General features: G+C 67.1%; 19 protein-coding genes. 3 read left to right on the top strand and 16 right to left on the bottom strand.

Annotated features, from left to right (window positions below; translation table 11 throughout):
* Position 1: 1 nt before the first annotated feature.
* Together DSM104443_RS09530 and DSM104443_RS09535 are read right to left on the bottom strand one after the other, a co-directional pair.
* Positions 2-1,180, bottom strand: coding sequence for an efflux RND transporter periplasmic adaptor subunit (locus DSM104443_RS09530; RefSeq protein WP_171091629.1), 1,179 nt, complete (start codon positions 1,178-1,180; stop codon positions 2-4).
* On the bottom strand, positions 1,173-4,469 hold the full coding sequence (locus DSM104443_RS09535) for an efflux RND transporter permease subunit (RefSeq protein WP_171091632.1): 3,297 nt from the start codon (positions 4,467-4,469) through the stop codon (positions 1,173-1,175). The genes DSM104443_RS09530 and DSM104443_RS09535 overlap by 8 nt, the downstream gene beginning before the upstream one ends.
* Positions 4,470-4,545: 76 nt before the next feature.
* On the opposite strand from DSM104443_RS09535, the gene DSM104443_RS09540 reads away from it, so the two are divergent.
* A complete protein-coding gene (locus DSM104443_RS09540) occupies positions 4,546-5,451 on the top strand; it encodes a hypothetical protein (RefSeq protein ID WP_171091634.1) in 906 nt (301 codons plus the stop codon).
* 4 nt (positions 5,452-5,455) lie between these two features.
* On the opposite strand, the gene DSM104443_RS09545 is transcribed toward DSM104443_RS09540, so the two are convergent.
* The 6 genes from DSM104443_RS09545 to DSM104443_RS09570 all read right to left on the bottom strand — a co-directional run bounded on the left by DSM104443_RS09545 (position 5,456) and on the right by DSM104443_RS09570 (position 11,725).
* Positions 5,456-6,421: a GGDEF domain-containing protein gene (locus tag DSM104443_RS09545; RefSeq protein ID WP_171091635.1), complete on the bottom strand. Its 966-nt coding sequence runs from the start codon at positions 6,419-6,421 to the stop codon at positions 5,456-5,458.
* A gap of 42 nt (positions 6,422-6,463) precedes the next feature.
* Positions 6,464-7,333: a fumarylacetoacetate hydrolase family protein gene (locus tag DSM104443_RS09550; RefSeq protein WP_171091636.1), complete on the bottom strand. Its 870-nt coding sequence runs from the start codon at positions 7,331-7,333 to the stop codon at positions 6,464-6,466.
* A gap of 103 nt (positions 7,334-7,436) precedes the next feature.
* Positions 7,437-8,540, bottom strand: coding sequence for an enoyl-CoA hydratase/isomerase family protein (locus tag DSM104443_RS09555; protein WP_171091637.1), 1,104 nt, complete (start codon positions 8,538-8,540; stop codon positions 7,437-7,439).
* The gene (locus DSM104443_RS09560) at positions 8,525-9,292 is read right to left on the bottom strand and encodes an enoyl-CoA hydratase (RefSeq protein ID WP_171091638.1); all 768 of its coding nucleotides are present in this window, start codon (positions 9,290-9,292) and stop codon (positions 8,525-8,527) included. The genes DSM104443_RS09555 and DSM104443_RS09560 overlap by 16 nt, the downstream gene beginning before the upstream one ends.
* Positions 9,293-9,299: 7 nt before the next feature.
* Positions 9,300-10,202 carry a 3-hydroxyisobutyrate dehydrogenase gene (gene mmsB / locus DSM104443_RS09565; protein ID WP_171091639.1) on the bottom strand — a complete coding sequence of 301 codons (903 nt, stop codon included), beginning with the start codon at positions 10,200-10,202 and terminating at the stop codon, positions 9,300-9,302.
* Positions 10,199-11,725: a CoA-acylating methylmalonate-semialdehyde dehydrogenase gene (locus DSM104443_RS09570; protein WP_171091641.1), complete on the bottom strand. Its 1,527-nt coding sequence runs from the start codon at positions 11,723-11,725 to the stop codon at positions 10,199-10,201. The genes mmsB and DSM104443_RS09570 overlap by 4 nt, the downstream gene beginning before the upstream one ends.
* Before the next feature lie 165 nt (positions 11,726-11,890).
* Here DSM104443_RS09570 and aspT point away from each other — a divergent pair, with 165 nt between their 5' ends.
* A complete protein-coding gene (aspT, locus tag DSM104443_RS09575) occupies positions 11,891-13,588 on the top strand; it encodes an aspartate-alanine antiporter (RefSeq protein ID WP_171091643.1) in 1,698 nt (565 codons plus the stop codon).
* A gap of 13 nt (positions 13,589-13,601) precedes the next feature.
* Here aspT and DSM104443_RS09580 read toward each other — a convergent pair whose 3' ends face one another.
* Genes DSM104443_RS09580 through DSM104443_RS09600 form a run of 5 tightly spaced genes read right to left on the bottom strand, consistent with a single transcriptional unit; the run spans position 13,602 to position 20,132 of the window.
* A complete protein-coding gene (locus tag DSM104443_RS09580) occupies positions 13,602-15,095 on the bottom strand; it encodes a DUF1254 domain-containing protein (protein ID WP_171091645.1) in 1,494 nt (497 codons plus the stop codon).
* Between the two features lie 36 nt (positions 15,096-15,131).
* Positions 15,132-16,280, bottom strand: a complete 1,149-nt coding sequence (locus DSM104443_RS09585; RefSeq protein ID WP_171091648.1) for a BamA/TamA family outer membrane protein — start codon at positions 16,278-16,280, stop codon at positions 15,132-15,134.
* Positions 16,281-16,294: 14 nt separating this feature from the next.
* Positions 16,295-17,233 carry a SphA family protein gene (locus DSM104443_RS09590; RefSeq protein WP_171091650.1) on the bottom strand — a complete coding sequence of 313 codons (939 nt, stop codon included), beginning with the start codon at positions 17,231-17,233 and terminating at the stop codon, positions 16,295-16,297.
* Entirely contained in the window at positions 17,230-19,671 is a 2,442-nt protein-coding gene (locus DSM104443_RS09595) for an autotransporter (RefSeq protein ID WP_171091652.1), read from the bottom strand. Before DSM104443_RS09595 ends, DSM104443_RS09590 begins: the two co-directional genes overlap by 4 nt.
* The gene (locus DSM104443_RS09600; protein WP_171091654.1) at positions 19,668-20,132 is read right to left on the bottom strand and encodes a response regulator transcription factor; all 465 of its coding nucleotides are present in this window, start codon (positions 20,130-20,132) and stop codon (positions 19,668-19,670) included. Before DSM104443_RS09600 ends, DSM104443_RS09595 begins: the two co-directional genes overlap by 4 nt.
* A gap of 123 nt (positions 20,133-20,255) precedes the next feature.
* Between DSM104443_RS09600 and DSM104443_RS09605 the strand changes: the two genes are divergently transcribed.
* Complete coding sequence (locus DSM104443_RS09605; RefSeq protein ID WP_171091656.1) at positions 20,256-21,296, top strand: hypothetical protein; 1,041 nt, start codon at positions 20,256-20,258, stop codon at positions 21,294-21,296.
* Here the strand turns inward: DSM104443_RS09605 and DSM104443_RS09610 are convergent, their stop codons facing one another.
* From DSM104443_RS09610 to DSM104443_RS09620, 3 genes are read right to left on the bottom strand one after another with little or no spacing between them, the layout of a single operon-like run.
* On the bottom strand, positions 21,297-22,619 hold the full coding sequence (locus DSM104443_RS09610; RefSeq protein ID WP_171091658.1) for a threonine/serine exporter family protein: 1,323 nt from the start codon (positions 22,617-22,619) through the stop codon (positions 21,297-21,299).
* A gap of 14 nt (positions 22,620-22,633) precedes the next feature.
* Complete coding sequence (locus DSM104443_RS09615; RefSeq protein WP_171091660.1) at positions 22,634-23,038, bottom strand: hypothetical protein; 405 nt, start codon at positions 23,036-23,038, stop codon at positions 22,634-22,636.
* A gap of 15 nt (positions 23,039-23,053) precedes the next feature.
* Entirely contained in the window at positions 23,054-24,727 is a 1,674-nt protein-coding gene (locus tag DSM104443_RS09620) for an arylsulfatase (RefSeq protein ID WP_171091661.1), read from the bottom strand.
* Positions 24,728-24,734: the final 7 nt, after the last annotated feature.

The following is a 24,734-nucleotide window of genomic DNA, read 5'->3' on the forward strand; positions in this document are numbered from 1 at the left end:
GTCAGGCTTTCTTCTCGCCTTTGCCGGTCTTGTCGCCCTTGTCGGTCTTCTCGGCGTCCTTCGCGACGGTCACGACGTCGCCGTCGGCGAGCGCATCGGGCGGGTTCAGGACCAGCTCCTCGGAGCCCGCGAGCCCGTCGGTGACCTCGACGCTCTGGCCGTAGTTGCGCCCCAGCTTCACCGGCAGCAGGCGCACCTTGCCGCCCGCGCCGACGGAGGCGACCCGCACGCCGTCGCCGCGCACGATCAGCGCATTGGTCGAGATGACGATGTCGCGGCTCGCCTGCAGCGGCAGCGACACTTGCACGTACGCGCCCGGCATCAGCACGCCGCCCTTGTTCGGCAGCGCGATCTCCACCTGCATGGTGCGCGTGGTCGCATCGATGGAGCCGGCGGTGCGCGCCACGATGCCCTCGAAGCTCTGGCCGCGCATCTCCGGCTGCATGATGCCGACCTTCTGTCCCGGCTTCACGAGGTTGGCGTACGACTGGGGCACGTTCACGTACACGCGGAGCGAATCGGCCTGCGTGAGGATGAAGAGGGGTTTTCCGGAGCCGCCGTCGATGAGGTCGCCGACGTCGACATTGCGCCGCGTCACGAGCCCGGCGAAGGGAGCGACGACGCGCTTGAAGCCCTCGAGCTGGCGCAGCCGCTCGACGTTCGCGCTCGCCGCGTTGAGGTTGGCCTGCGCCTGCGCATAGCCGGAGCGCTTCTCGTCCAGCTCCTGCTGCGCCACGACGTCCTTTGCGCGCAAAGCCTCCCATCGATCCACGGTGCTCTTGGCGAGCCCGAGGCTCGCGACGGCCTGCTCGCGCGCGGCCATCGCCTGCGAGAGCTGCTGGTCGATCTCGGGGCTCTCGATCTCCGCGAGGAGGTCGCCCTTCTCGACGAGGCTGCCGATGTCCTTGGTCCAGCGCTTGAGGTAGCCGCTCGCCCGCGACGAGATCGGCGCCTGGGTCGCGCCCTGCAGCGAGCCGGGAAGGAGCACGGTCTCGCCCCCCGCGCCAACGGTGGCTCGCGCCGTCTTCACGTAGAGCTTGGCGTAGTCCGCCGTCCCCGCTTCGAGGGCCTTGGCGTTGGTGTGCCGCATCAGGACCGTGCGGCCGGCCCCGAGGGCCAGCAGCACCAGCACGACGATCGCGACGATCTTCGCTCGTCGAATCGTGGTTCGTTCAGTCATTGCTCAGCGACTCCTGTGGCAGGGGTGCGTGGGATGCGGGACGGGCCGCGCGGCGCGCGAGCCAGTCGTGCACGGCGGCATAGATCACCGGCACGAAGAGAAGGGTGGAGACGGTGGCGAAGGCGAGGCCGCCGATCACGGCGCGGCCGAGCGGCGCGTTCTGCTCGCCGCCCTCGCCGACGCCCAGCGCCATCGGGATCATGCCGATGATCATGGCGAGCGCGGTCATCAGCACGGGGCGAATACGAGTGGCACCGGCTTCGAGCGCGGCCAGGCCCGGGATCACGCCTTCGGCCTCGCGATCGCGCGCGAAGGAGACGAGCAGGATGGAGTTGGCCGTGGCGACCCCCATCGTCATGATCGCGCCGGTCAGCGCCGGGACGGAGAGCGTGGTGCCGGTCACGAAGAGCATCCATGCGATGCCGGCCAGCGCGGCAGGGAGCGCCGCGATGATGATCATCGCGTCCACCCACGACTGGAAGTTCACGACCACCAGCAGGTACACCAGCACGATCGCCATCGCGAGGCCCACGCCCAGGCCGATGAAGGAGCTCTGCATCGTCTCCACCTGGCCGCGCACGAAGACCTGCGAGCCGCGCGGCAGCTTTGGCCTCATGTCGTCGACGAGCTTCTGCACCTTCCCCGCGACGCTCGCAAGGTCCGTGCCCTGGACGCTCACGTACACGTCGATCACCGGGAGGATGTTGTAGCGCGAGACGATGGCGGGCGTGCGGCCCGCCTTCGCCTCGACCAGGTTGCCGAGCGGCTGCGGCGGGCGGGACTGGGCCGCGCCCGCGCCGCCCGGCTCGGGCACCGGAATGTTGAGGAGGGCATCGAGGGAATCCACGCGGTAATCCGGCGCCTGCACCGCGATGCTGTAGACGACGCCGTTCTGCGGGTTCAGCCAGAACGCGGGCTGCGTCTGCGAGCTGCCCGCGAGCGCGATGAGGAGGTTCTGCCCCACGTTCGCGGAGTTGAGGCCGAGGGCCGCGGCGCGCGTGCGGTCGATCTGCAGATCCACGCCCGGATTGTCCAGGCGCTGGTGCACGTGCACGTCCACGGCGCCCGGGATGGCCTTGATCTGCTTCGTGAGCTCGGCGGCGAGCTCCGCGTTCTTCGTCATGTTGTTGCCGGCGAACTGCACGTCGATCGCGGCGGGGAGGCCGAAGTTCAGGATCTGCGTGACGATGTCCGCGGGCTGGAAGAAGAACTCGATGCCGGGGAAGCGCTTCGGCAGCTCGCGGCGCAGCTGCGAGACCCACTCGTCGGTCGGGCGATGGTCCTCGTGGAGCGCGATGAGGATCTCGCCGTCCAGCGAGCCGAAGGTGCCGTTGTTGCTGTACGAGAGGTTGATGCCGCTGTTGGGTACGCCGAGGTTGTCCAGCACCGTGACCAGCTCCTCGCGCGGGATGATCTCGCGGATGGCACCTTCGATGCGGTCGGCGATGCGCGCCGTCTCCTCGATGCGGGTTCCGGTCGGTGCGCGGAAATGCAGCCGGATCTGTCCCGCGTCCACGCTCGGGAAGAAATCGCGGCCGAGGAACGGATAAAGCGCGCAGGAGAGCGCCGTGAACGCGAAGAAGAGGATCGCGAACGCCGCCCGGCGCGCAAGCACCGCCTCCAGCACTTCCGAATACCCGGCGCGCACCCGCTCGAACTGCCGGTCGAATGCGACGTGGACCCGCTGGAAAGCGCGGAAGAAATTAGGGTCAGCTACTTTTTCCGTTCCGTCGGAAAAAGTAGCTGACCCTAATTTCTTCCCGCCGTGGTCCTGGCCACGCATCAACAACATCACGAGCGTGGGCACGAGCGTTCGCGACAGGATGTACGACACGATCATCGCGAACACCACGGCCTCGGCCATGGGCACGAAGAGATAGCGCGCGACGCCCGAAAGGAAGAACATCGGCACGAACACGATGCAGATGCAGACCGTCGCGACGAACGCCGGCACGCCGATCTCGCCCGCGCCGACGAGGATGGCCTCGTGCAGCTCCTTGCCCTCGTGCAGGTGGCGCTCGATGTTCTCGATGGTGACGATCGCCTGGTCCACCAGGATGCCCACCGAGAGCGCCAGGCCCCCCAGCGTCATGATGTTCAGCGTCTCGCCCAGCGCGTAGAGGATGAGGATCGAGGCGAGGATCGACAGCGGGATGGTGAGCGCGATGATGAACGTGCTGCGCCAGTTGCCGAGGAAGAGCAGCACCATCAGGGCCGTGAGGCCCGCGGCGATGAGCGCTTCCATCACCACGCCCATCACCGCCGCCTTCACGAAGATGGATTGGTCGAAGAGCTGCGCGATGGCCACGTCCGAAGGCAGCAGCTGTGCGGCAACCGGCAGCTTCGCCTTCAGGTTGTTCACGATGTCGACCGTCGAAGCCCCGCCGTTCTTCAGCACCGAGAGCAGCACGCCGCGCTGGCCGTCCCGGCGCACGACGTTGGTTTGCGGCTGGAAGCCGTCCCGCACCTGCGCCACGTCTCGCAGGTACACCGTGGTGCCGCCCTGCGTGCGCACGGGTAGGTCGTTCAGCCCCGAGATCGCGTCGGGCGACGTATCCAGGTTCACGTTGTATTCGGTGATGCCGAACTTGGCCGTGCCCGAGGGCAGGATCAGGTTCTGCGTGTTGATGGCGTTCACCACGTCCGAGGGGCCGAGGTTTCTCGCATACAGCGCCTGCAGGTCGAGGTCCACAGAGACCTGGCGCTGCTTGCCGCCGTAGGGGAAGGGGATCGCGACACCCGGGATCGTGACCAGCTGCGGGCGGAGCTGGTTGATCGTCGTGTCGAAGAGCGCCTGCTCCGACATCACCGGGCTGGAGAGTGCCAACTGCACCACCGGGATGGACGAGGCCGAGTACTTGATCACCAGGGGCGGCGTGGTGCCCGGCGGAAGCTGGCGAAGCTGCGTCTGCACGATGGCCGTCACCTGCGCCACCGCCATCTGGATGTTCGCGTTCGGCTGGAAGAAGACCTTGATCACCGCCACGCCCGAGAGCGACTGGCTCTCGATGTGCTCGATGTCGGAGACGGTGGTGGTGAGGCTGCGCTCGGTCTGGCCGGTGATGCGCGTGCCCATCTCCTGCGCGGAGAGGCCGCGGTAGTTCCACACGATCGACACGACGGGGATGTCGATCTCGGGGAAGATGTCCGTGGGCATCTTCAGCAGCGCGAACGGCGTGGCGAGCACGATCAGCATCGCCATCACGATGAACGTGTAGGGGCGGCGCAGCGCGAGTTCAACCACTGAAAAACCGGAGCTGTCCTTCCCGGCCGGGGGGGTCGTGACCATCGGCAAATGATAACCGGTTGAAAGTGCCGGAAATCCCCCTGAATTCGGTACCATCGCTTGTCCGAAGGAGGAGGCCATGCGAACCCTCGCCATTCTCTTCACGTGGGCGGCCACCGCCGTCACCGCCGCCGCACCGCAGACCGGCATCTGGTGGAGTCCCGCCGAGAGCGGCCGCGGCTACACGATCGACGTCCAGAACGACACGCTGGTGCTGATCTCGTTCCTGTACGGTCCCGACGGCCGCATGCAGTGGTACTACTCCGACGGCAAGCTCACGAACGAGGGCGCAAGCTGGTCGGGCACGCTGCTCAAGTTCGACCAGGGCCAGCCGCTCGGCGGCGCGTACAAGGCGCCCACCGCGTCCGGCAACGACGGTGCTGTTTCCATCGCGTTCTCCTCGCGCACGACCGGCGTGATCACGCTGCCGGGCGGGCGAACGGCCGCGATCGAGCACCAGAACTTCGGCGTCGGATCCCCTCCGCAATCGCTGCTCGGCTCGTGGCTCTACGTCTACGCGGTGGGAGACGACACGTTCGCCACGCGCTTCAACTACACGAGCGTGGGCGCGGCCACGCCGACGGGGACGGGTGTCGTCGTCGACACCGTCCGGCGCGGCGGCGCGGAGTACATGGTGTCGGGCGATTTCGCCGGCCAGGTCGTCTCGGTCCAGTTCGACGCGGCCGGCAATCCGCTCACGACGTACTTCTGGAATCCGTACCTCGAAGAGGGCCGCGGCTTCTGGGTCTCGCCCACCACGCAGGTGCTCTACGGGATGAACGCGTATCGCTACGTGGGGCCGAGCGGGATGGTGAAGGGCCTCGGTGCCGCGATCGGCCCCGGTGCTGCCGCGCGCGAAGGCATCACGTTCACCCTGCCGAAAGCCACGCCGATGGCGGACTACGCCGCGCGCAATCCCGCGCTGGGTGCCATCGCCCGCGGCATGTTGGAGGAAGTGCGGAAGGCGGAAGCGTCCCGCCGGTGAGGCGCTACGCCGCTTCGATGCGGCTCGCGGCCTGCGGGAGCTCGTTCCAGTAGCAGATGTGCGAGGTGTGGTCGCGGCGCGAGAGCTCCTTCGCCCCGTACATCGCCTTGTCCGCCTCGGCGATCACGCCCGCGGCGCCGAGGCCGAAGCGATACTCCGCCACGCCACAGCTCACGGTGAGTAGCAGCTCCTTGCCCGGCGCGATCTCCACGGGGGAGGAGTCGAACGCCTTCACGATCCGCTCCATCACGAGCTTCAAAGCGCGGTTGCGATGCAGGCCGACCACGAACTCGTCGCCGCCCCAGCGCACCACCCAGTCGCCGCGGCGCGTGTTCAGCTGCAGCAGCGCGGCCACGTGCGAGATGCATGCATCGCCCGCGGAGTGCCCGTGCGTGTCGTTGATGGCCTTGAAGTCGTTGATGTCGAAGAACGCGACCTGGAAGCCCTGCAGGTCGCGCTCGGCCCGCGCGATCTCCTCGGCGAGGCGCTTCTCGCCGGCGCGGCGGTTGTAGAGCCCGGTGAGGTCGTCGTTGTCGGAGACGCGCTCCAGCCGCTCGATCGTCTGGTGGAGCTGCGTGAGGGTGTACTGCGTGCCTTCCATCAGCTTGCCCGCGCGGTCGGGGAAGTGGATCGGCAGGTCGGGGAGCTTGCGGCTGTCGATATAGCTGCGCAGCGCCTCGGCCGTGATGTCCACCGGCGCCAGCAGCTCTCGCAACATCCACATCGTGCCCAGGAAGCCGGCCACGCACGCAAGGATGAGCGCGGCGAGGATGGGATACATCTGGTCCCAGTCCGTGCGGCTCACCAGCAGGTAGATGATGAAGAAGAGGAGGGGGGAGATGGAACCGACGAACGCCGCCAGCGCGAACTTGCCCGCGTAGCTGTCGCGCAGCGTGGAGAGCTGCGCGAACAACCGGTAGATCCCCATGCGGTCCAGGACCGTCGCGCCCGGCGCTATCTTGCTGACCATGTTCTGGTTGTTCTGCCTTCCCCGTGTTCCCCCATTCTAGCCCTACTTTTCGACCGGGTTCCTCAGGATGCCGATGCCCTCGATTTCGGTCTCCAGCAGGTCGCCGGGCTTGAGGAATTCCGGCGGCGTGCGGGCGAAGCCGACGCCTTCGGGGGTGCCCGAGGAGATGAGGTCGCCCGCCTCGAGCGTCATGCCCAGCGAGAGGTCGGCGATGAGGCGCGGGACCTTGAAGTACATGAACTTCGTGTTCGAGCTCTGCTTCACGACGCCGTTCACGCGGCACTCGACCTTGAGGTTCGTGTGGTCGAGGCTGTCCGCGGTGACGATGACCGGGCCCATCGGGCAGGTGCCGTCGAGGCTCTTGCCCTTGTGCCATTGGCCGCCGTGCCGGCGCTGGATGTCGCGCCACGTGACGTCGTTCATGACCGTGTAGCCGAAGACGTGCTTCATCGCGTCCGCCTCGGAAATGTTCTTGCCGCCCGGGCCGATGACCACGCCCAGCTCCACTTCCCAGTCGAGGGTGGTCGAGATCGCGGCGTCATACGGGATGGTGCCGGTCGGATCGTTCACGGCCGTGGGCGTCTTGCTGAAGAACACCGGGAACTTGGGGAGCTCGCGCTTCTCCTCGAGCTTCTTGGCGCCCTCCTCGAAATGCTCGAGGTAGTTCCAGCCGACGCAGAACACGTTCTTCGAGGGACGCGGGATCGGGGCGAGCAGCTTCACGTCCGCCAGGTTCACCTGGGTGCCGGGCTTCGCGGCGAGCTCCTTCAGCTTCGCCATCGCTGCCGCGCCGCCTCGGATGATGTCCAGCATCGTCGCGAAACCGGAGGCCTCCACGATCGTCTTGTCGTCGAGGAGGATGCCGGGACGCGGCGTGCCGGAGGGAATGGGGGCGTACGTGACGAGCTTCATTGCGGGTCCTTGAGGGTGGTATCGAAGGGACTCACATTCTCTTCGAATTCGGGGCCGGGGTGCGGCGCCGAAGTCCGAAGCCTTCGCCGTGGTGGTGCGGGAGTTACTTCAGGTTTGCGAGGGGATGCGCGCCGACGGGCCAGCGGCTCGCGAAGAAGCGGTCCACGTCGGCCTGCGCGATGCGGTCGAGCCCCGGGGCCTGCCATTTCGGCGCGTTGTCCTTGTCGACCAGCAGGGCCCGCACGCCTTCCATGAAGTCGCCGTACTCGAGCGCCGTGGCGACCATGCCGAGCTCCATGCGGAAGACCTCGGCCAGCGTGCTTTGCCGGCCGCGGTGCAGCTGCTCCTGCGTCACCGCGAGCATCGTGGGAGAGCGCTTCGCCAGCGCAGCCAGCGTCTTGCCGGGCCATTCTCCCAGGCCATAGTCCGTGTCCTTGAGGGCAGCGGCGATGGCCGCGGGGGAAGGCAAGCCGAAGATCATGTCGATGGCCTTGCGCTGCGCGGGGAGCTCGCCGGCTTCCTTCGGCTCGGCTCCGAGCTTGGTCTTCACCTCGTCCAGCGCGCCTCTCGGGTACGGCGCCTTCGCGACGACGTTCTCCAGCATGTCGTCGAGGCGGGCCAGCGACTCGGGTGGCAGGTAGATGTCGGCGAGGTTCGCGTAGATCGCATCGCCGGCGCGGATCGTATTGCCGACGAGCCCCAGGTACGTTCCCAGGTGACCCGGCGTGCGCGAGAGGAACCAGCTGCCGCCGACGTCGGGAAAGAGGCCGATCGTCGTCTCCGGCATTCCCATCTTCGTCTTGTCCGTCGCGATGCGAAGCGCCGCGCCCTGGGCCAGCCCCATTCCGCCGCCCATGATGATGCCGTCCATCACCGCGACGATCGGCTTGAGGTACGTGTGGATCCGGTAGTTGAGCGCGTACTCGACGGTGAAGAACTCGAGCAGGTCCGTGCGGCCCGCCTTCCAGCCCTCGTAGAGCGCACGCACGTCGCCGCCCGCGCAGAACGCCTTCTCGCCGGCGCCGCGGAACACGATCACCTTCACGCGATCGTCCACCGCCCACGCCTCCAGCCATGCGGCGAGGCCGCGGATCATGCCGAGGGTGAGGGCGTTGAGCGCAGTGGGGCGGTTCAGGGCGACCGTGGCCACCCCGTTGCGGACGATGGCGAGGAGCTCGCCGCCGGCCGCTTCTAGTCGTTCTTCCATTCGGGCTTGCGCTTCTCGAGGAAAGCGGCAACGCCCTCCTGCTGGTCGGAGTGGTCGAAGAGGTCCATGAAGCGCTCGCGCTCGAGCGAGAGGCCGGCGCGGCGCGGGATGCCGTTGCGCGCGTTGTGGATGAGCGACTTGCAGTACTCCACCGCGCGGGGGCTCAACGTCGCGACGCGCTCGGCGATCTCAGTGGCCTTGGCGAGGCCCTCGCCTTTCTCGACGACTTCCTGCACGAGGCCGATGCGAACCGCCGTGGCCGCGTCGACGCGCTCGTTGGTGAGGATGATGCGCTTGGCCCAAGCCTCGCCCACCAGCCACGGCAGGTTCTGCGTGCCGCTGCCCGCGGGCAGCAAGCCCACCGCCGGCTCGGGCAGCGCCATCTGCGCGTGCGATTCGGCGATGCGGATGTCGGTCGCGAGGGCGCACTCGAGGCCGCCGCCCATCGCATACCCGTTGATCGCGGAGACGGTCACGAAGCGCGCGTTCATCAGCGCCTCGAACGCGGAACCGAAGCATGCGATGAAGTGGCGGGCGAGCACCTTGTCGGCGCTGAAGGTCTTCAGGTCGGCACCGGCCGAGAAGAATTTGGTACCGGCGCCCGTGATGACGGCGGCATACACATCGCGGTTGTCGTTCAGCTCGCCGATCAACTTCTCCAGCACGCGCAGGCTCTCCGGCGTCCAGGTGTTGGCCGGCGGGTTGTCGATCGTGAGGAAGGCGGTGTGGCCGCGGATTTCGTGGCGGATCATGGCTCCGTCATCCCCGCGTAGGCGGGGATCCCGTCATGTATTGAAGAATCACGCTCGAAAAGTCCTTGCCGCCATTGCCGTCGGCGGAATGCTTCTGGTAGACCTGCTGCGCGATGGCACCCAGCAGCACGGGATGCCTCGCCGACTTCGCCGCGTCGGTCACGAGCGTCAGGTCCTTCAGCATCAGGTCGGAGCCGAAGCCGCCGCTGTACCCGCGCGAGGCGGGAACGCCGTCCAGCACACCGGGGTAGGGGTTGTACGTGTCGGAGCTCCAGCAGCGGCCGCTCGAGGTGTTCACGATCCCCGCGAAGACCTTGGGATCCATGCCGAGCTTCGCGGCGAGCGTCATGCCCTCGGAGGTCGCGATCATCTCGATGGCCAGCATCATGTTGTTGCAGATCTTCGCGACCTGGCCGTTGCCCGGGCCGCCGCAGTGCACGATGTTCTTGCCCATGCACTCGAGGATCGGCCTCGCGGCCTCGTAGTCGGCCTTCTCGCCGCCCACCATGAACGTGAGCGTGCCGGCCTCGGCGCCACCCACGCCGCCGGAGACGGGCGCATCGACCATCGGGCAGTTCTTCGCGCGCGTGTCCATTTCGACTTCGCGCGCGGTGAGCGGGTCGATGGTGGAAGAATCAATCAGCAGCGTGCCCGGCGGAGCGCTCGCGATGAGGCCGGAAGGCCCCATGTAGACGCTGCGCACGTGCGGCGAGGACGGCAGCATGGTGATGACGACGTCCACGTCCTTCGCCGTGTCCGCGATGGACTCTGCCGCCTTGCCGCCCTGGTCCACCATCTTGCGCACGAGGTCGGGGACGACGTCGTACACCTTCAGCGTGTGCTTGTGCTTGAGGAGGTTGCGGACCATGGGGTTGCCCATGTGTCCGAGGCCGATGAACCCGATTCTCATTTGAGGCTGATCGTCGTGTGGATGCCGGGATTCACCGTCGAGTCGTCGAACCAGCGCGACGTGACGGTCTTCACCTGGGTGTAGAACTGGATCACCTGCTTGCCGTAGGGGCCCAAGTCGCCCAGCTTGGAGCCGCGCGAGCCGGTGAACGAGAAGTAGGGGACGGGAACGGGAATCGGCACGTTGATGCCGACCTGGCCCACGTCGATCTCGTTCTGGAACTTGCGCGCCGCCGCGCCCGACTGCGTGAAGATGCCGGTGCCGTTGCCGAACGGGTTCTTGTTCACGAGCTCGATCGCTTCATCGAGCGTGTCCACGGAGACGATCACCAGCACCGGGCCGAAGATTTCCTGCGTGTAGACCTTGTGGTGCGGCTTCACGCCCGAGAAAATGGTCGGCGCGATGAAGTTGCCCTTCTCGAAGCCGGCGACCTTGGCGTTGCGGCCATCGAGCTCGAGCTTGGCGCCTTCCTTCACGCCGTCGGCGATCAGGCCCTCGATCCGCTCCTTCGCCTGCTTCGAGACGACGGGGCCGAGATCCGCGCCTTTCTCGGTGCCGGCGTTGAGCTTGAGCGTCTTCGCCTTCGCGACGATGTCCGGGATCCACTGGCTGGCATCGCCCACCATCACCGCGACCGAGGTCGCCATGCAGCGCTGGCCCGCGGCGCCGAAGCCCGCGCCGACGAGCGCGTTCAGCGACTGTTCCTTGTTCGCGTCCGGCATCACGACCGCGTGGTTCTTCGCGCCCATCATGCATTGGGCGCGTTTACCGTTCTCCGAGGAGAGCTTGTAGACGTGCTCGCCGACATGGCACGAGCCCACGAACGACACGGCCTTCACGTCGGGGTGCGTGCACAGGGCATCCACCGACTCCTTGCCGCCGTGCACGATGTTCAGCACGCCCGGGGGAACGCCGGCTTCGATCGCGAGCTCGGCCAGCAGCATCGGCGTCATCGGATCCTGTTCCGAGGGCTTCATGACGAACGTGTTGCCGGTGACGATCGCCATCGGGAACATCCACAGCGGGATCATCGCGGGGAAATTGAACGGCGTGATGCCGACGCAGACGCCGATGGGCTGGCGGATGAAGTAGGTGTCGACGCCGTTGGCCACCTGCTCGGCGTACTCGCCCAGCGACAGCGTGCCGATGGAGCAGGCGTGCTCCACGACCTCGAGGCCGCGGAAGATGTCGCCCTCGGCATCCGGGAGCGTCTTGCCCTGCTCGGCGGTGAGGCACGCGGCGAGCTTCTTCATGTCGCGGCGGATCAGCTCCTGGAGCTTGAGCATGATGCGGGCGCGGGCGCCGATCGGCGTGTTCTTCCACGTCTTGAACGCCTCGGCGGCGTTCTTCACGGCGAGGTCGACCTCGGCGGCGTCGCACATCGGGACGCGGGCCAGGACTTCCTGCGTGGCGGGGTTCACGACGTCGCGCCAGGCCTTCGCCTTCGACTCGACGAACTGGCCGTTGATCAGGAGCTTCACGGTGGGGGCGGTGCTGGAGACGACCTGCGGATTGGCAGCCATATCGGTTTCCTCCTCGGGAACCCCCAATTATAGGGGCTCGTCCCGGATGGAACGACGCGTTCTAAAGACCGCCCCCGGGATGGGTGTACCAAGGTGAAATTGCGGCCCGGGCACCGGGGTGGCAAGGTGTGCCATCGCCTCCGGGCGCCCGCCGGAAAGCCCCCCATGCACTGGCTCCTCCCGTACTTCGAGAAGAATCCCGAGCTGGCGGTCTTCCTGGCGATCGGGGTCGGCTACTGGATCGGCAAGTGGAAGGTGAAGGGCGTCGGCTTCGGCCCGGTGACAGGGTCGCTCCTCGCCGGACTGCTGATCGGCAGCGTCGTGCACGTTCCCGTGTCGGACACCGCCAAGTCCCTGCTTTTCCTCCTGTTCATGTACGGCATCGGCTACTCGGCCGGCCCGGGGTTCATCCGCGGCATCCGCGACGGGGGCTGGCGCTGGGTCGTGCTTGGGATCGTGATCCCCGTGACGGGCCTGCTCACCGCCTACACGATGGCCAAGGTCCTGAACCTCGAGATGGGCTACGCGGCCGGGATGATGTCGGGCGGCCTCACCGAATCGCCCGTGATCGGCACGGCGAGCGAGGCGATCCGGTCGCTCCCGATCTCCGACGACGAGAAGAATCGCCTCGTCTCGCAGATCCCGATCGCCGATGCGCTCACCTACATCTTCGGCACCTTCGGCGTGATCTTCTTCTGCTCGTACATCGGGCCGTGGCTGCTGCGGATCGACTTGAAGGCCGAGGCGCTCAAGGTCGAGAAGGAGCTGGGCTTCGAGCGCGAGAAGGCGGGAGTCGCCTCCGCGTGGCACATGTTCGAGTTGCGGGCGTATCGAATCGAGCCGGGCTCTCCGGTGGTCGGCACGACCGTGGCCCAGGCGGAGACCCGGGCGGACCGCGTGCGCATCTTCATCGAGCGCGTGCGGCGCGACGGCAAGATCCTCGAGGTCCGGCCCGATCTCGTGCTCGCGGCGGGCGACGTGGTCGCGGTGATCGGCCCGCAGCAGGCGTTGCTGGAGGTGGTCGAGGCGCACGCGACCGAAGTCTTCGACCGCGAGCTGCTCGACGTGCCCTCGGCGACCTACGACATCGTGATCACGAACAAGTCGGTGTCGGGGCGCACGATCGCGCAGATTCGCGCGGACACCGACGCGGCCCGGGGCGTCTTCCTGAAGGCGATCCGCCGCGGCAGCGAGAACATCCCCATCGCGCCGGGAACGACGATCCACCTCGGCGACCAGCTCACGGTGTACGGCCTCGAGCCGGCGGTGAAGCAGGTGTGCGGGCGCGTGGGCACCGTGCTGCAGCTCGGCCATGGCACCGACTACGTGGCGCTCGGCCTCGCGATCTGCTTCGGCGCACTGATCGGCACGGTGCTTTCGTTCCCGGTGGGTGGGCTGCACATCGCGTTGGGCTCGAGCGTGGCAACGCTCATCCTCGGGCTCGCGATGGGCTACCGCAACTTCGTGCGGCCCACGTTCGCGATCCTGCCGCACGACGCCATCGAGTTCATGAAGTCCATCGGCCTCGCGGCGTTTGTCGCGATGATCGGCCTGAAGGCGGGCCCGGTGTTCCTGCAGGCGCTCAAGGAGATCGGCCTCACGGTATTCCTCGGAGGCATGGCGGTCACCCTCGTGCCGCAGCTCGTGGGGCTGCTCGTGGGACGCTACCTGCTGGGATTGAATCCGCTATTGCTCCTGGGCGCGCTCGCGGGCGCGCAGACGATGACCGCCGGCCTGGCTGCCGTGCAGGATCGTTCGGAGAGCCCCGTCGCGGTGATCGGCTACTCGAGCACCGTGGCCTTCGGCCACATCCTCATCTCGATCGGGGGTACGGCGCTGATCTGGATGCTGCACGCTTCGTAGGGCCGCGGCGCATTCACTTCATCTCCTCGATCTCACCGGGGCGCCACGTCTTGTCGAAGAACCCTTCGAGCGGGCCATAGAGCCGGAGGATCACGTTCCAGCCCTTGCCGGGCCAGGTCTGCACCCAGTTGCCTTCCTTGCCGGGCGGCGGCTTCGGGCCGAAGTAGACGTCGACGGACGAGTCGGCGTTGGCCTTTACGCCGGCCTTCTGGCTACCGACGCTGGGATGGGGCTGGTCCGTCTGCAGCATCGAGCGCGTCTGGTTGTCGTAGAGGACGAGCGACCAGAACTGTTTCGCGGGAATGCCCGGCGGCAAGTGCAGGCGATAAGTCTTCGCACCGTCCATCGGCTGCTTCTTCGAATCGACGAAGGCGGCTGCGTACGCCGAGCCCGCGCCAACCTTCTGGATCGCCATCGCGGGCGTGATGCCTGTCGCGTAGAAGAACATGTAGCTGCGGGCATCGAGCAGGCGCACGCCGTCGCTTTCGAAGAGGTAGCTGCCCCCGACGAAGCACGTGCCCCACGCGCTGTCCGGATAGAAATACGCGCCGGCGAGGCGCGAGCGGTAGGCATTGGCCCGTGCCGTCGCGTTGCCCACGGCGGCGGCCTCGGCGAGGATCTTCTTCATGCGCTCGTCCGGCGCGAAGGGCTTGCCCTTCTCGATGCCGATCGAGGCGAGCAGGCCGAGCGTCTCCGGATCCATCGCCGCGTTGGGCTCTTCCTGCACGACCTCGTTCACCTCGGCGAAGAAGCTCGCGTCCATGGCGTGGATGGTGTTCATCGCCTTGCCGGACGCATTGACGAACTTCGTCGCCGGCGGATTCGCGGCGAGCGACAGCGGATAGATGCGCAGGTGCTGCTTGATGCTCGCGACGGCCGGCTTCGGATCGCCGTTCACCAGGAAGCCGCGCGTTCCGAACCAGTTGCCGTAGGTCTGCGACTTGAACACGTGGTAGCCGGCGGGCGGCTCGCCCTTGAAGTCGGGCGGCAGGAAGAGGAATTTTCCGCCTTTCCCCTCGTCGGGGCCGACCAGGCCCAGGTCGGTCACGTAGTGGAACCAGAAGTCGTCCAGGAGCCCCAATGTCTGGGGCGGCGATTCGACCACGACAGGACCGTTCCTGAGGTCGATCCATCCCATGGCGTAGACGCTCTCCGTGTTCGCGGTGAGGAAGAGCGAGCGCGAGTCCATGAGCGTCTCGAAGACGATGACGGTGCCGTTGTCGGGACCCAACTCCCGCAGGCCGCGGCGAATCGCTGCCAGGGACGCCGCCGGCATCGCCGTGAGGAAAGCTTGCACGCCGCGCTGGAAATCCAGGTTGTCGTAGACCTTCCGGATGGTCTCGTCGTCGGGGAAGCCATCCTTGAAGCGCAGCGTCCCGAGTCGCGTCTCGACGCTGTCGGGCGCCACGATCGCGGGTGGGATGTCGGTCTTGTACTTCTGCGCGAGCGCGGGCCACGCGACGCCGAGCGCTGCGCCCACGGCGATGGTGCGTATGAGCTTGGTCATGTCCATTTCTCCTTGTCCTCTGCACGCCCCGGCGTTTCAGCGCCAGGCATTTCCCATCTGGATGTAGAACGCGGTGTCCTCCGGGCCCTTCGCGATGTCGATGCCCATGGCGAGGCCGAGGCGCCGCGCGATCACGTAGCGGAAACCGACGCCCTTGCTCACGACCGTGCCCTTGTCTTCGAAGGACGTGGTGCGGCCCCAGTTGCGCCCGGCGCCGATGAACGCGAGCGCGATCCAGCGCGGCGTCACGTAGTAGCGGGCCTCGGCTTCGAGGACGCCGACGTTTTCGTCCTGGTAGCGCGCCGCGGGCACGCCGCGCATGTCGATGAAAGGTAATTGATAGAACGGAACGTCGCCGCGCGCGGTGCGGCCATCGGCGCGCAGGGCCACGACCACTTTCTCTCCCGCGGGGATGTAGGCGAAAGCGTGCGCGCGATAAGCCTGGAACGTCATATCGCTGCCGATGGAAGGCGAATAGAACATGCCGTCGATCGACGCCTCGACGCCGCTCTTCGTGAAGAAGATGTTGTCGCGCGAATCGAAGACGTAGGTGACACCGAGGCCCGAGCCCTTCTTCGCGAACTCCTTGTCCGTGAGGCCCGCATCCGAAGCTGTGCCGAGGTCGAGCTTCGCGTCCAGGCTCATGTACAGCCAGCGCAGGCCCAGCCACTGGTCGCTCTCGCCGAGCCGGCGTGTGAGCTCGTTGAACGCCATGTAGCCCTTCAGGTTGTAGCCGAGCTTGTCGATGCCGCCGCCCGGCAGCTCGCCGCCGATGCCGTAGAAATCGAGGTTCACCGACATCGCCATGGCGCCGCCGCGGTAGCGCCACGTATCGTCGAAGAACGACATGCGCGCTCCGCCGCCGGCCCCCTTGGTGCCGTTCTCGGTGCCCATCACGGCGAGGCCATAGATGTTGGGCGGAGTGAGGCGCCCGCCGGTTTCCTTCGCGCGCGTGGCGGCATCCTTGATCGATTCGCTGAACCACGCGAGCGCCAGGCCGCCGCCGTAGCCCACCGCCGGCTCGGTGATGATGATCGGGACCGCGAGCGCGCCCTTGTGCTCGAGCAGGTAGTTCGATGCGTCGAACTGCTTGTCCTGCGGATCGATGAAGCGATCGCGGAACCAGTCCGAGGCTGCGCTGTTGCCGCTCGCCGCGAGGAGTCCGGCGAGAATCCATCCCTGCATGTGCACGCGTTCTCCTAGAGTCCGAGCGGTATCGACGCCGCGAGATAAGTGTTCCAGCCATCCGCGCGGTTCTGCGCATTGAACTCGTAGTAGCCGCGCAGGCTCACGTAGGCCTTCTCCTTGCCCATCGGGAAGAAGTAGCCGACCTGGGGCCCCAGCGCATAGACGCGCGCCTTGTAGTCGCCGAGCACGGCTCCGGATCCGCTGTCGCCGCTCAACTGGTAGTAGGCGTAGCCGACGACGCCCGCGTGGAGCTGCGGGCTGAAGAAGTGCGAGAAAGCGAAATCCACGTGGCTGTCGACGCCGTTCTTGTAGTTCGTGTCGTCGTTCTCCCAGTTGTACGTGATGCCGCCCACGACGGAGAACTCGTTGCCCTTGGCCATGTAGGTGTAGCCGAAGCCGCCGTCGATCGACGCGTGGTTCAAGCCGATGTTGGCGAGCCGGCCTGCCTGGTAGACCCCGACCGGTATGCCGCCCATCACGTAAGCCATCGTGCTCGAGTCGCCCTCGTGCCACTTGAGCGAGGCCAGGGGGTAGAGGTCCGATCCGCCCGAAGCCTTGTCCGTGCGGCCGCGTTCGTTGCTGCCGCCCTCGCGGCCCGTGAGGATCGAGCTCGCCGTCGCCTTGAACTGGCCCACGGCCCACGCGAGCGAGAGCGCGGCCTGCCCGCCCGCGACGGGCTCCTTGAACGTATACGTTGGCACGAAGAACAGGAGATCCGCATCGGCTTCGAGGCCCGCGACGAGATTCCCGCCGGTCACGAAGTTCTTCGAGCTGCCCGAGCTCACCGACGCGTGGTAGTACATGAGCGGCATCGAGAAGCCGGGCGCTCCGGGGAGTGCCGCGAAGTTCGACTGCTGGCCCGGGAGCCAGAAGCTGACACCGCCTTCGTCGGCAAAAGCAGCCGATGCGAGGAGCGACGCGCAGAGTGCCGCGATCCGCATGCGATTCATCGACGTCCCCGGAATCCTCCGCCGCCGTGGAAGCTGCGCGCGTTCATGTTGGAGCTGCGCATCTGGCCCGCACGCTCGTTGCCGAACTGCCGCGCCTGGCGTTCGCCATCAAGGTTGTGCTGACCCGCGCTCGGGCCGACGTCGTTCCATCCACCGCCGGCCTCGTGCTTCTGCCAGCCGTCGCCGGTGTTGCGATAGATGTTGCCATCCTTGCCCGCGTAGACGTCGTCGCCCACGCGGCCGATCTTGCCGCCGTCTTGCCCGGTGATGCCGCCGTACTTCGTGACCTCGCCGGTGTTCTTGTTGTAGATCACGCCCTGCTTGCCCGAGATCGAGTCTCCGGTATAGGCGTTGCCCGCCGTGCCGCTGCGCCCGGCGACCGCGAAGTTGTCTCCGCCCGCCACGCCGCGCTGGCCCGCCGCGTAGTTGCCCGTGTACACGTTGCCCACCGCGCCGCGCTGTCCCGCGGAGGCGATGCCGGTGCGTGAGTTGTACGAGGCCCCCGCTTTGCCTGCCCACGCATTGCCGGTCCACGCGTTGTAGCCGCCCGCGTAGCGCGACACTTGCGCGCGGTTACCCCACTGCGAGTAGATGTTCCCCGTGTAGCCCGCCCAGCCGCCCGGTCCCCATGCGACCGCGCCGCCATTCACGCCGTACGCGACGCCGTAGTACGCGGGATAGCCCCACGGTCCCCAGTACGGATACGCGCCCCAGCAATAGCCCCACGCCGTCGTGTACGCCCCGCACCACATGCCGAAGCCGAAGGTGACCGCCCATCCCGTCCACGGCGTATACGCGACCGCCGCGCCGTAGCCATAGGTGACCGGAGCTCCGTACCAGTACGTGCCGACCCAGGGATCGTAGGTGTAACCCGTGCCGTACACGACGACACCGGTGGCTGGATCGACCACCGTGCCCTGGTATCCCGGCGTGTAGCCGACGTACACGACCTCGGGCGTAGCGCCGAAGACGCGCACGTACGTCACGTAGTGCAGCGGCGAGGAGGGCGGGATCGTGTAGATCACTGTCGGTACTGCGGTGGCGACCTTCCACGGCCCGCGCACCGCCGGCCCCTGGAACCACACGCCGTTCTCGACGGCGAAGAAGTTGCCCTGCGCGGCTTTGATGATCGGCGTCGGCGAGTTGGCCACGTACGAGAGCGGCGTGCCGTCGATCGGCTTCAGCACGAAGTCGCCGTCCAGCTTCGGGTCGGTGAGCTTCGTGCCGGCCAACTTCACCGAGGCGACCTGCGGGATGTCCGCGGCGATCGCCGCTTCGCGCGCCTGCGTCGTGCCCGCGATCGAGGCCTTCACGTTCTCCTTCGGGCTGTCGTCGGGGATCTTCGCGAAGTCGGGTGGCAACGCGTTGGAGGCGACGTAGGTCCAGCCGTCCGCGCTCTTCGGATCGCCCGTGAACCAGCGTCCCGCGACGAGGATGTACGTGCGGTTGCTCGACGTGTCCTGGAAGACGCTGCCGGTCGTGTTGGAAACATACTGCAGCTTCGTCCCCGCGATCGGCTCGAACTTCGCCGCGCCGTCGGTCACCACGACTTCCGTCGGCTTCGTGGCGACGTAGATCGCGGGCGCCTTGTCGGCGAGCTTCGGCGCCGGCTGGTCGGCCGCCCCTTGCCCCGTGAGCGGATCGATCGCGTGCGCCGCGGTCATGTCCTTGAACGCCTTCTCGAGCTCGGGCGTCTTCGCGCCGACCTTCCACGGACCCGCGAGCGTGCCGGCCGCCATCCAGCCGTCGAAGACCTTGAGGTAGAAGCCGCCCGCCTTGTCGCGCAGCAGCAGGGGCCGCGTGTTGATCGCGCGCTGCAGCAGCGTGCCGGTGACGTCGCGATAGATGGGCTCGCCGTCGATCGACACCAACACCGCGGGCACGTCGGAGAACACGATGCGCGGCGGGTCGTTCCGGAGCGGCGCCTTTGCCAAGGGCTTCTCGGCCTTGATGAGTGCCAGCCCCGCTTCGAGGCGGTCCAGCGCGATGACGCGCGTCTTGCCCTGGAAGTCCTTGCCGATCGCGTTCACCCAGCCCTGCGCCTGCGTGGTGGACGCCGATGGGAAGTCCGCCTTCGCGACGCGCGCCTCGGAGAGCGTCACGGTGCGAGTGCCCTTGTCCGTGAGGGTGCGCGCGCTCAACGTGATGGATCCGAATTGCGACTGTGGTTTGTCCTTGCCGATGTCGGCGCGCACCGCGAGGCGCGCTTGAAGCGAGAAACCGTCCCACGCATCGAGCTGCGGCTGGTAGAGCGTGAGCTTGGTGTCGCCGCTCGCCTGGATCACCAGCGGCCACGGCGATTCGTTGCCGGGCTCGCGCGCGGTCGCCGAGGCGGGCGTCTTGGCGGGGGTTGCCGCGGGCTGCTGGGCCGATGCAAGCGGAACCGCCGCGGCAAGCGCGGCGGTGGCGACGAGGAGCTGCGAGATGCGGAGTTTCATCCAGGGACACCTTTGGGGATGGAGGCGCGCGAGGCGGCGACCGCGCGCTCGATGAGATCGAGGAGGGCTCGGCCGGAGAAGGGCTTCGAGAGGAACGCGAAGGCACCCACGGACGTGGCCTGGGCCCTCGCTTCGGGCTCGTCGAATGCGGTCATGAAGATCACGGGGGGCAATTGTCGCATCGCGGCCAGGCGGTCGCGCAGGGCGAAACCGTTCAGGCCAGGGAGCTGGATGTCGATGATGAGGCAGGCGGCATCCCAATCGGAGTCGCCGTCGAGCAGTGTTTCGGCGGACGAATACACGATGGGATTCAAGCCGGCGAGGCGCAGGATGCGCATGAGGGCCTGGCTCACGCTCGCGTCGTCCTCGACCACGATCACCGCATTCGGGATGGACCTCGGCATCGTGGCACCCCCAGGCCCGCGCTCGCCGCGCTGTTGTCGTTCGGGTCTCTGTTTCATGACTTCCCGGCCATCTTGTCGGCCGGCTGAAATGCGGGCAATTGGACTTGGGGGCACCCCGTCTTGTACCAAGGGGCAGGGCGCAATTCCGTTCGCGGACTGCATGCGACAATCGGCTCGCCCATGGATATCCGTCTCGCCCTTGCCGCGCGCCTCGTCCGCGCGGCATCGATCGCCGGCCTCCTCGCCCTCTGCACGGGCGCTTCGGCGCAGTCTTTTCTCCTCGCCTATGGCGGCCGTGTCGTGCCGCCGATGACGGCCCCGGTGATCCCGCCCCCGGCCGCGGACCCCGCGAAGCCCGCCGAGCCTCCCGCGCCAAGGCGCGAATGGGACCATGCGCTGCCGTTCATGGCGCAGCGCGTGATCGACATGGGCGTGGATCTGCCCAATCCGTACGACGTCGCCGTCAACGCCTACTTCGGCGACGAGCACCGGACGCTCAGCTCGCTCAATGTGGGCTTCAACGGCAATCCGCTGCAGGACCTCGACTTCGTGGGGTTTCCGAATGCGCGCATCAAGAACCAGTCGTACCAGGTCCAGGCGGGCGCGTGGATCTTTCCGTTCCTGAACGCCTATGTCATCGCGGGAACCACGCAGGGCACGGGTGACATCGACATCACCATCGACGGCGCGGGGCTCCTCAACTACCTCGGCATTCCCGGCTGCAACCTGCCTCCCGCGGCGCGTCCGGAGCTCTGCACGCGCACCCTCGCGGGCACCGCGCATGCGGACTATCACGGCAAGACCTACGGCATCGGCGTCACGGCCGCCGGAGCGTACAAGGGGCTCTTCTTCGCGCTCCCGATCACCTACGTGGTCTCGGACGTCACGATGTCGACCACCAAGGGCAAGACCTGGAACATCGCGCCGCGCGCGGGCTGGAACCATCATTTCGATCGCGAGAGCTTCCTCACGATCTACGGCGGCGGCACCTACCTCAAGTCCGACGTCCACATCACGGGCGAATTCACGTTCGACACGTCCGGCACCGTGATCGGCCGCGATGCGAGCATGGCCTACGAGATCAGCGTGCGGCCCAAGAGCGCGTGGAACCTGCTCACGGGCGTGAACTGGACGATCAACCGCAACTGGGGCGCGTTGGCCGAGGTGGGCTTCGGCGGCACTCGCAAGGACGCGATCGCGGCGCTCTTCTACCGCTTCTGATCAGCCGCGGCGGCGCCAGCGAAACTTGCTGACCGAGGCCGCGAGGCTCGCCGTCTGCTTGAAGATCGGGTCGACGTACTGGTTGTAGATTCCCGATCCGATCAGCGATCCCAAGGCGATGGCCACGATCGCGAACACCGTCGCGATGAAGTCCTGCACGCCCGACAGCGGATTGTCCGTGACGACCTCCGCGAGGCCCAGGAGTGCCAGCGAGCTGGGCAGCAGCAGCCACAGCGCGGGCAGGAACGTCACCACCGCGGGCGGCCCGCCGACGCGGTACTGGATGAAATAGGACACGGGTGTCGCGATGATCGCGCCGACGAAGCCGCTCATGTAGCCGCCGAACGCCGCGTTGCCGAGGCGCTGGCCGGCGTAGACCACGAACAGCACCGCGAGGATCCACGGCAGGTTGCGTAGCGGCGACGAGTAGTACAGCACGTGGCCGATGCCGAAGAACGCGACGCCCAGCCACGGGCCCCATGTGAGCAGCGTCGCATCGGGGAGCTCCACGAGGATCTTCGAAGCGGGCAGACCCACGAACGACGCCGCGATCATCATCCCCAGCACGAGGAACACGAGCTGCAGCACGCCGGTCACGAAGCGGCTCGATCCCGAGACCACGTCGCCGTAGGCAAGGTCCATCGTGGCGACGGCGAGGATGCCGCCGGGCAGGAACGTCACCAGCGCGGCGATCAGCACGCGCACGGGGCTCTCGCCATAGCCGTGCTTCGCCATCTCGAGCGCGATCGCCGAGACCATGAACGCCGAGAACGTCGGCAGCAGCGTCTGCAGGATGCCGCCGCGGCTCCGCGCGAAGAGCCGGAGCGCGCCCACCGCGAAGCCGAACCCCGCGGCGAGCCCGATCACGCCGATCGACGGATGCAGCACGAGCGCGATGCCCACGGTCACCAGCACGTGGCCGAGCAGGCTCGTCACCGGGTGGTACAGGGGCGGGGCCGCGAGGATCGCCTCGAGCCGGCGGAGTGCCTCGCCCAGATCCATCTCCGGATTCTCGGCGTCGCGCGCGAGGGCGAACACCGCCTCCGTCTGGTCGAAGCGGAGGGTCAGGCCCTCGTCGCCGGTGAAGTCGAGGCACGTGAGATCGCCATCCTCGAACTTCACGAAGAGCACGGTGGGGAACGCGATGATGTTCACGCGCTGCGCGCCCTGGGCGAGCGCGATCCGCCGCAGCACCTCCTCGATCACCGAGACCGCGTCCCCCGTCGAGAGGAGGACGTGGCCGAGGCGCGAGAGGAACCTCAGGAGCTGCTGCGGAACGCGCCGGTGGGACAGCGCCTCGGTCGTGGGGGATGCATCGTGCATCCGGTCAGGATGCCTTACTTCACGCCATGGCGCGACGCGCACTCCCCGATGGTCTCGGAACCGGAAACGAAGGCCTTCCAGTCGTTCGACTGCAGCGTCGAGCGCTTCGAGGAGATGAAGTAGCGCGTGCAGGGCTTCACGTCGACGTCGAACGTGTCGGTGGCGAGGTTGTTGCTGCCGGGCGGGCCGGACAGGCTCACCGTGACCTTGTGCAGGCCGGGCTCGACCGGATCGTTCTTGCCGAACACGATGTCCTTGCCGTCGATCTTCGCGACCCACGCGGGGCGCACGTAGTCGGTGGGCATCTTGCTCTCGGTCTGGAGCAATCCGTACGGTTTGCCGTAGTCGCCGGTGGGCGTGCCGGCGCAGGCGGCGAGCAGGAGGGCGGCGGCGATCGTCGCGGGAAGAGTCGTTTTCATGGGGCTCCTTCGGGGCTATTGGCGGACGGGTTCGGGCATCATCGGGAAGGCGCGGCGCAGCTTCCGCCCGACCCTGATCTCCTCCAACGTCTCCTCCAGGACGTTCGCCGGGTTGAAGCTCGGCGGGAAGGACCGCGGCGGATAGTCGCGGAACGTCGCGACGAACTGGAAGACCTCGTCCATCATTCCATAAGCCGCGCCGACGTGGTTCAGGTTCCAGTCCCAGAACGTGTTCGAGGTGATGTCCGCGCGTTCGAACGGATCCTGCATGAGGTTGAAGATCTTCTGCAGCCGCAGCTTCGTGAAGGGCTCGGCCCACAGGCCCATGGTCCCCGCCAGGCGCTGCTCGGCGAACACGTACTTGTAGGGCCCCTGGCGCATGGCCACCAGCAGGCCGTCGTCGTCGGCGTAGAAAAACTTGTCGCGGGCGCTGGGGACGTCGGAATTGGTGGCCACCGTGCCGCTCACGGTGCTCAGGAAGCGGGACTGGTCGAACCCGTCCAGGTGCACCTTGTAGCTCACGCCGTTCAACGTCGCCCCGGCCTTCAGCTTGCCAACGATGTTGGGCTCGCCGGCGAAGGCCGCGAGGGTCGGGATCCAGTCGTTGTGGCTCATCAGCGCATTGCTCACCGTGCCGGCCTTGATCACGCCGGGATAGCGCACGAGCAGCGGTACGCGGAAGGCGCCCTCCCAGTTCGTGTTCTTCTCCGAGCGGAAGGGCGTCATCGCGCCGTCCGGCCAGGTATTCATGTGCGGGCCGTTGTCGCTGCTGTAGACGACGATCGTGTCGTTGGCGATGCCCATCTCGTCCAGCGCCTTCAACAGCTTCCCGACGTGCTCGTCGTGCTCGATCATGCCGTCGTTGTACTCGCTGTCGCCGTACTTGTAGCGGCCGCGGTTCTCCGCCTTCACGTGCGTGCGCAGGTGCATGCGCGTCGCGTTGAACCATACGAAGAAGGGCTTGCCCGCGGCCTTCTGGCGTTTCATGTAGTCGACGGCGGCGCTGGAGGTTTCATCGTCGATCGTCTCCATGCGCTTCTTCGTGAGCGGCCCCGTGTCCTCGATGCTCTGCCGGCCGATCTTGCCGAAGCGCGGGTCCACGGTGCCGTCGTCGCTGCCCAGGGCCTTGGTGCGCAACACGCCGCGCGGGCCGAATTTCGCGCGGTACTTCGGGTCCTTCGGGTAGTCCGCGAGCTCGGGCTCCTCTTCCGCGTTCAAGTGATAGAGGTTGCCGTAGAACTCGTCGAAACCGTTCACCGTCGGCAGGCTCTCGTTGCGGTCGCCGACATGGTTCTTGCCGAACTGGCCCGTGGCATAGCCGAGGCTTTTCATGACGCCCCCGATCGAGGGATCGAGCTGGCTCATGCCCATTGGCGCTCCGGGGAAGCCCACCTTGGTGAGGCCGGTGCGGATGCCGTGCTGTCCCGTGAGGAACGCGGCGCGGCCGGCGGTGCAGCTTTGCTCGCCGTAGTAGTGCTGGAGGCGCAGGCCCTCCTTGCCGATGCGGTCGATGTTGGGTGTCTCGTAGCCCATCAGGCCGTTGCTGTAGGCGCTGACGTTGGCGAGGCCGATGTCGTCGCCCCAGATGACGAGGACGTTGGGCTTCTTCGCGGTTGCCTGCTGGGCTTCGGCGGTGAATCCGCACACGAGGGCCAGCGTCGCAAGCAGCAGGACGATGTTCTTCTTCATGAAGGTC

This window comes from Usitatibacter rugosus (assembly GCF_013003965.1).
In the GTDB taxonomy this organism is placed as follows: domain Bacteria; phylum Pseudomonadota; class Gammaproteobacteria; order Burkholderiales; family Usitatibacteraceae; genus Usitatibacter; species Usitatibacter rugosus.

Bases quoted from the DNA above. Each gene is read 5' to 3' on its own strand.
- DSM104443_RS09535 (WP_171091632.1), bottom strand. From the start codon at position 4,469: ATGGTCACGACCCCCCCGGCCGGGAAGGACAGCTCCGGTTTTTCAGTG.
- DSM104443_RS09560 (WP_171091638.1), bottom strand. From the start codon at position 9,292: ATGATCCGCCACGAAATCCGCGGCCACACCGCCTTCCTCACGATCGAC.
- mmsB (WP_171091639.1), bottom strand. From the start codon at position 10,202: ATGAGAATCGGGTTCATCGGCCTCGGACACATGGGCAACCCCATGGTC.
- DSM104443_RS09585 (WP_171091648.1), bottom strand. From the start codon at position 16,280: ATGCAGGGATGGATTCTCGCCGGACTCCTCGCGGCGAGCGGCAACAGC.
- DSM104443_RS09590 (WP_171091650.1), bottom strand. From the start codon at position 17,233: ATGAATCGCATGCGGATCGCGGCACTCTGCGCGTCGCTCCTCGCATCG.
- DSM104443_RS09580 (WP_171091645.1), bottom strand. From the start codon at position 15,095: ATGACCAAGCTCATACGCACCATCGCCGTGGGCGCAGCGCTCGGCGTC.
- DSM104443_RS09610 (WP_171091658.1), bottom strand. From the start codon at position 22,619: ATGCACGATGCATCCCCCACGACCGAGGCGCTGTCCCACCGGCGCGTT.
- DSM104443_RS09550 (WP_171091636.1), bottom strand. From the start codon at position 7,333: ATGAAGCTCGTCACGTACGCCCCCATTCCCTCCGGCACGCCGCGTCCC.
- DSM104443_RS09620 (WP_171091661.1), bottom strand. From the start codon at position 24,727: ATGAAGAAGAACATCGTCCTGCTGCTTGCGACGCTGGCCCTCGTGTGC.
- DSM104443_RS09555 (WP_171091637.1), bottom strand. From the start codon at position 8,540: ATGGAAGAACGACTAGAAGCGGCCGGCGGCGAGCTCCTCGCCATCGTC.
- DSM104443_RS09600 (WP_171091654.1), bottom strand. From the start codon at position 20,132: ATGAAACAGAGACCCGAACGACAACAGCGCGGCGAGCGCGGGCCTGGG.
- DSM104443_RS09545 (WP_171091635.1), bottom strand. From the start codon at position 6,421: ATGGTCAGCAAGATAGCGCCGGGCGCGACGGTCCTGGACCGCATGGGG.
- DSM104443_RS09595 (WP_171091652.1), bottom strand. From the start codon at position 19,671: ATGAAACTCCGCATCTCGCAGCTCCTCGTCGCCACCGCCGCGCTTGCC.
- aspT (WP_171091643.1), top strand. From the start codon at position 11,891: ATGCACTGGCTCCTCCCGTACTTCGAGAAGAATCCCGAGCTGGCGGTC.
- DSM104443_RS09530 (WP_171091629.1), bottom strand. From the start codon at position 1,180: ATGACTGAACGAACCACGATTCGACGAGCGAAGATCGTCGCGATCGTC.
- DSM104443_RS09570 (WP_171091641.1), bottom strand. From the start codon at position 11,725: ATGGCTGCCAATCCGCAGGTCGTCTCCAGCACCGCCCCCACCGTGAAG.
- DSM104443_RS09605 (WP_171091656.1), top strand. From the start codon at position 20,256: ATGGATATCCGTCTCGCCCTTGCCGCGCGCCTCGTCCGCGCGGCATCG.
- DSM104443_RS09615 (WP_171091660.1), bottom strand. From the start codon at position 23,038: ATGAAAACGACTCTTCCCGCGACGATCGCCGCCGCCCTCCTGCTCGCC.
- DSM104443_RS09540 (WP_171091634.1), top strand. From the start codon at position 4,546: ATGCGAACCCTCGCCATTCTCTTCACGTGGGCGGCCACCGCCGTCACC.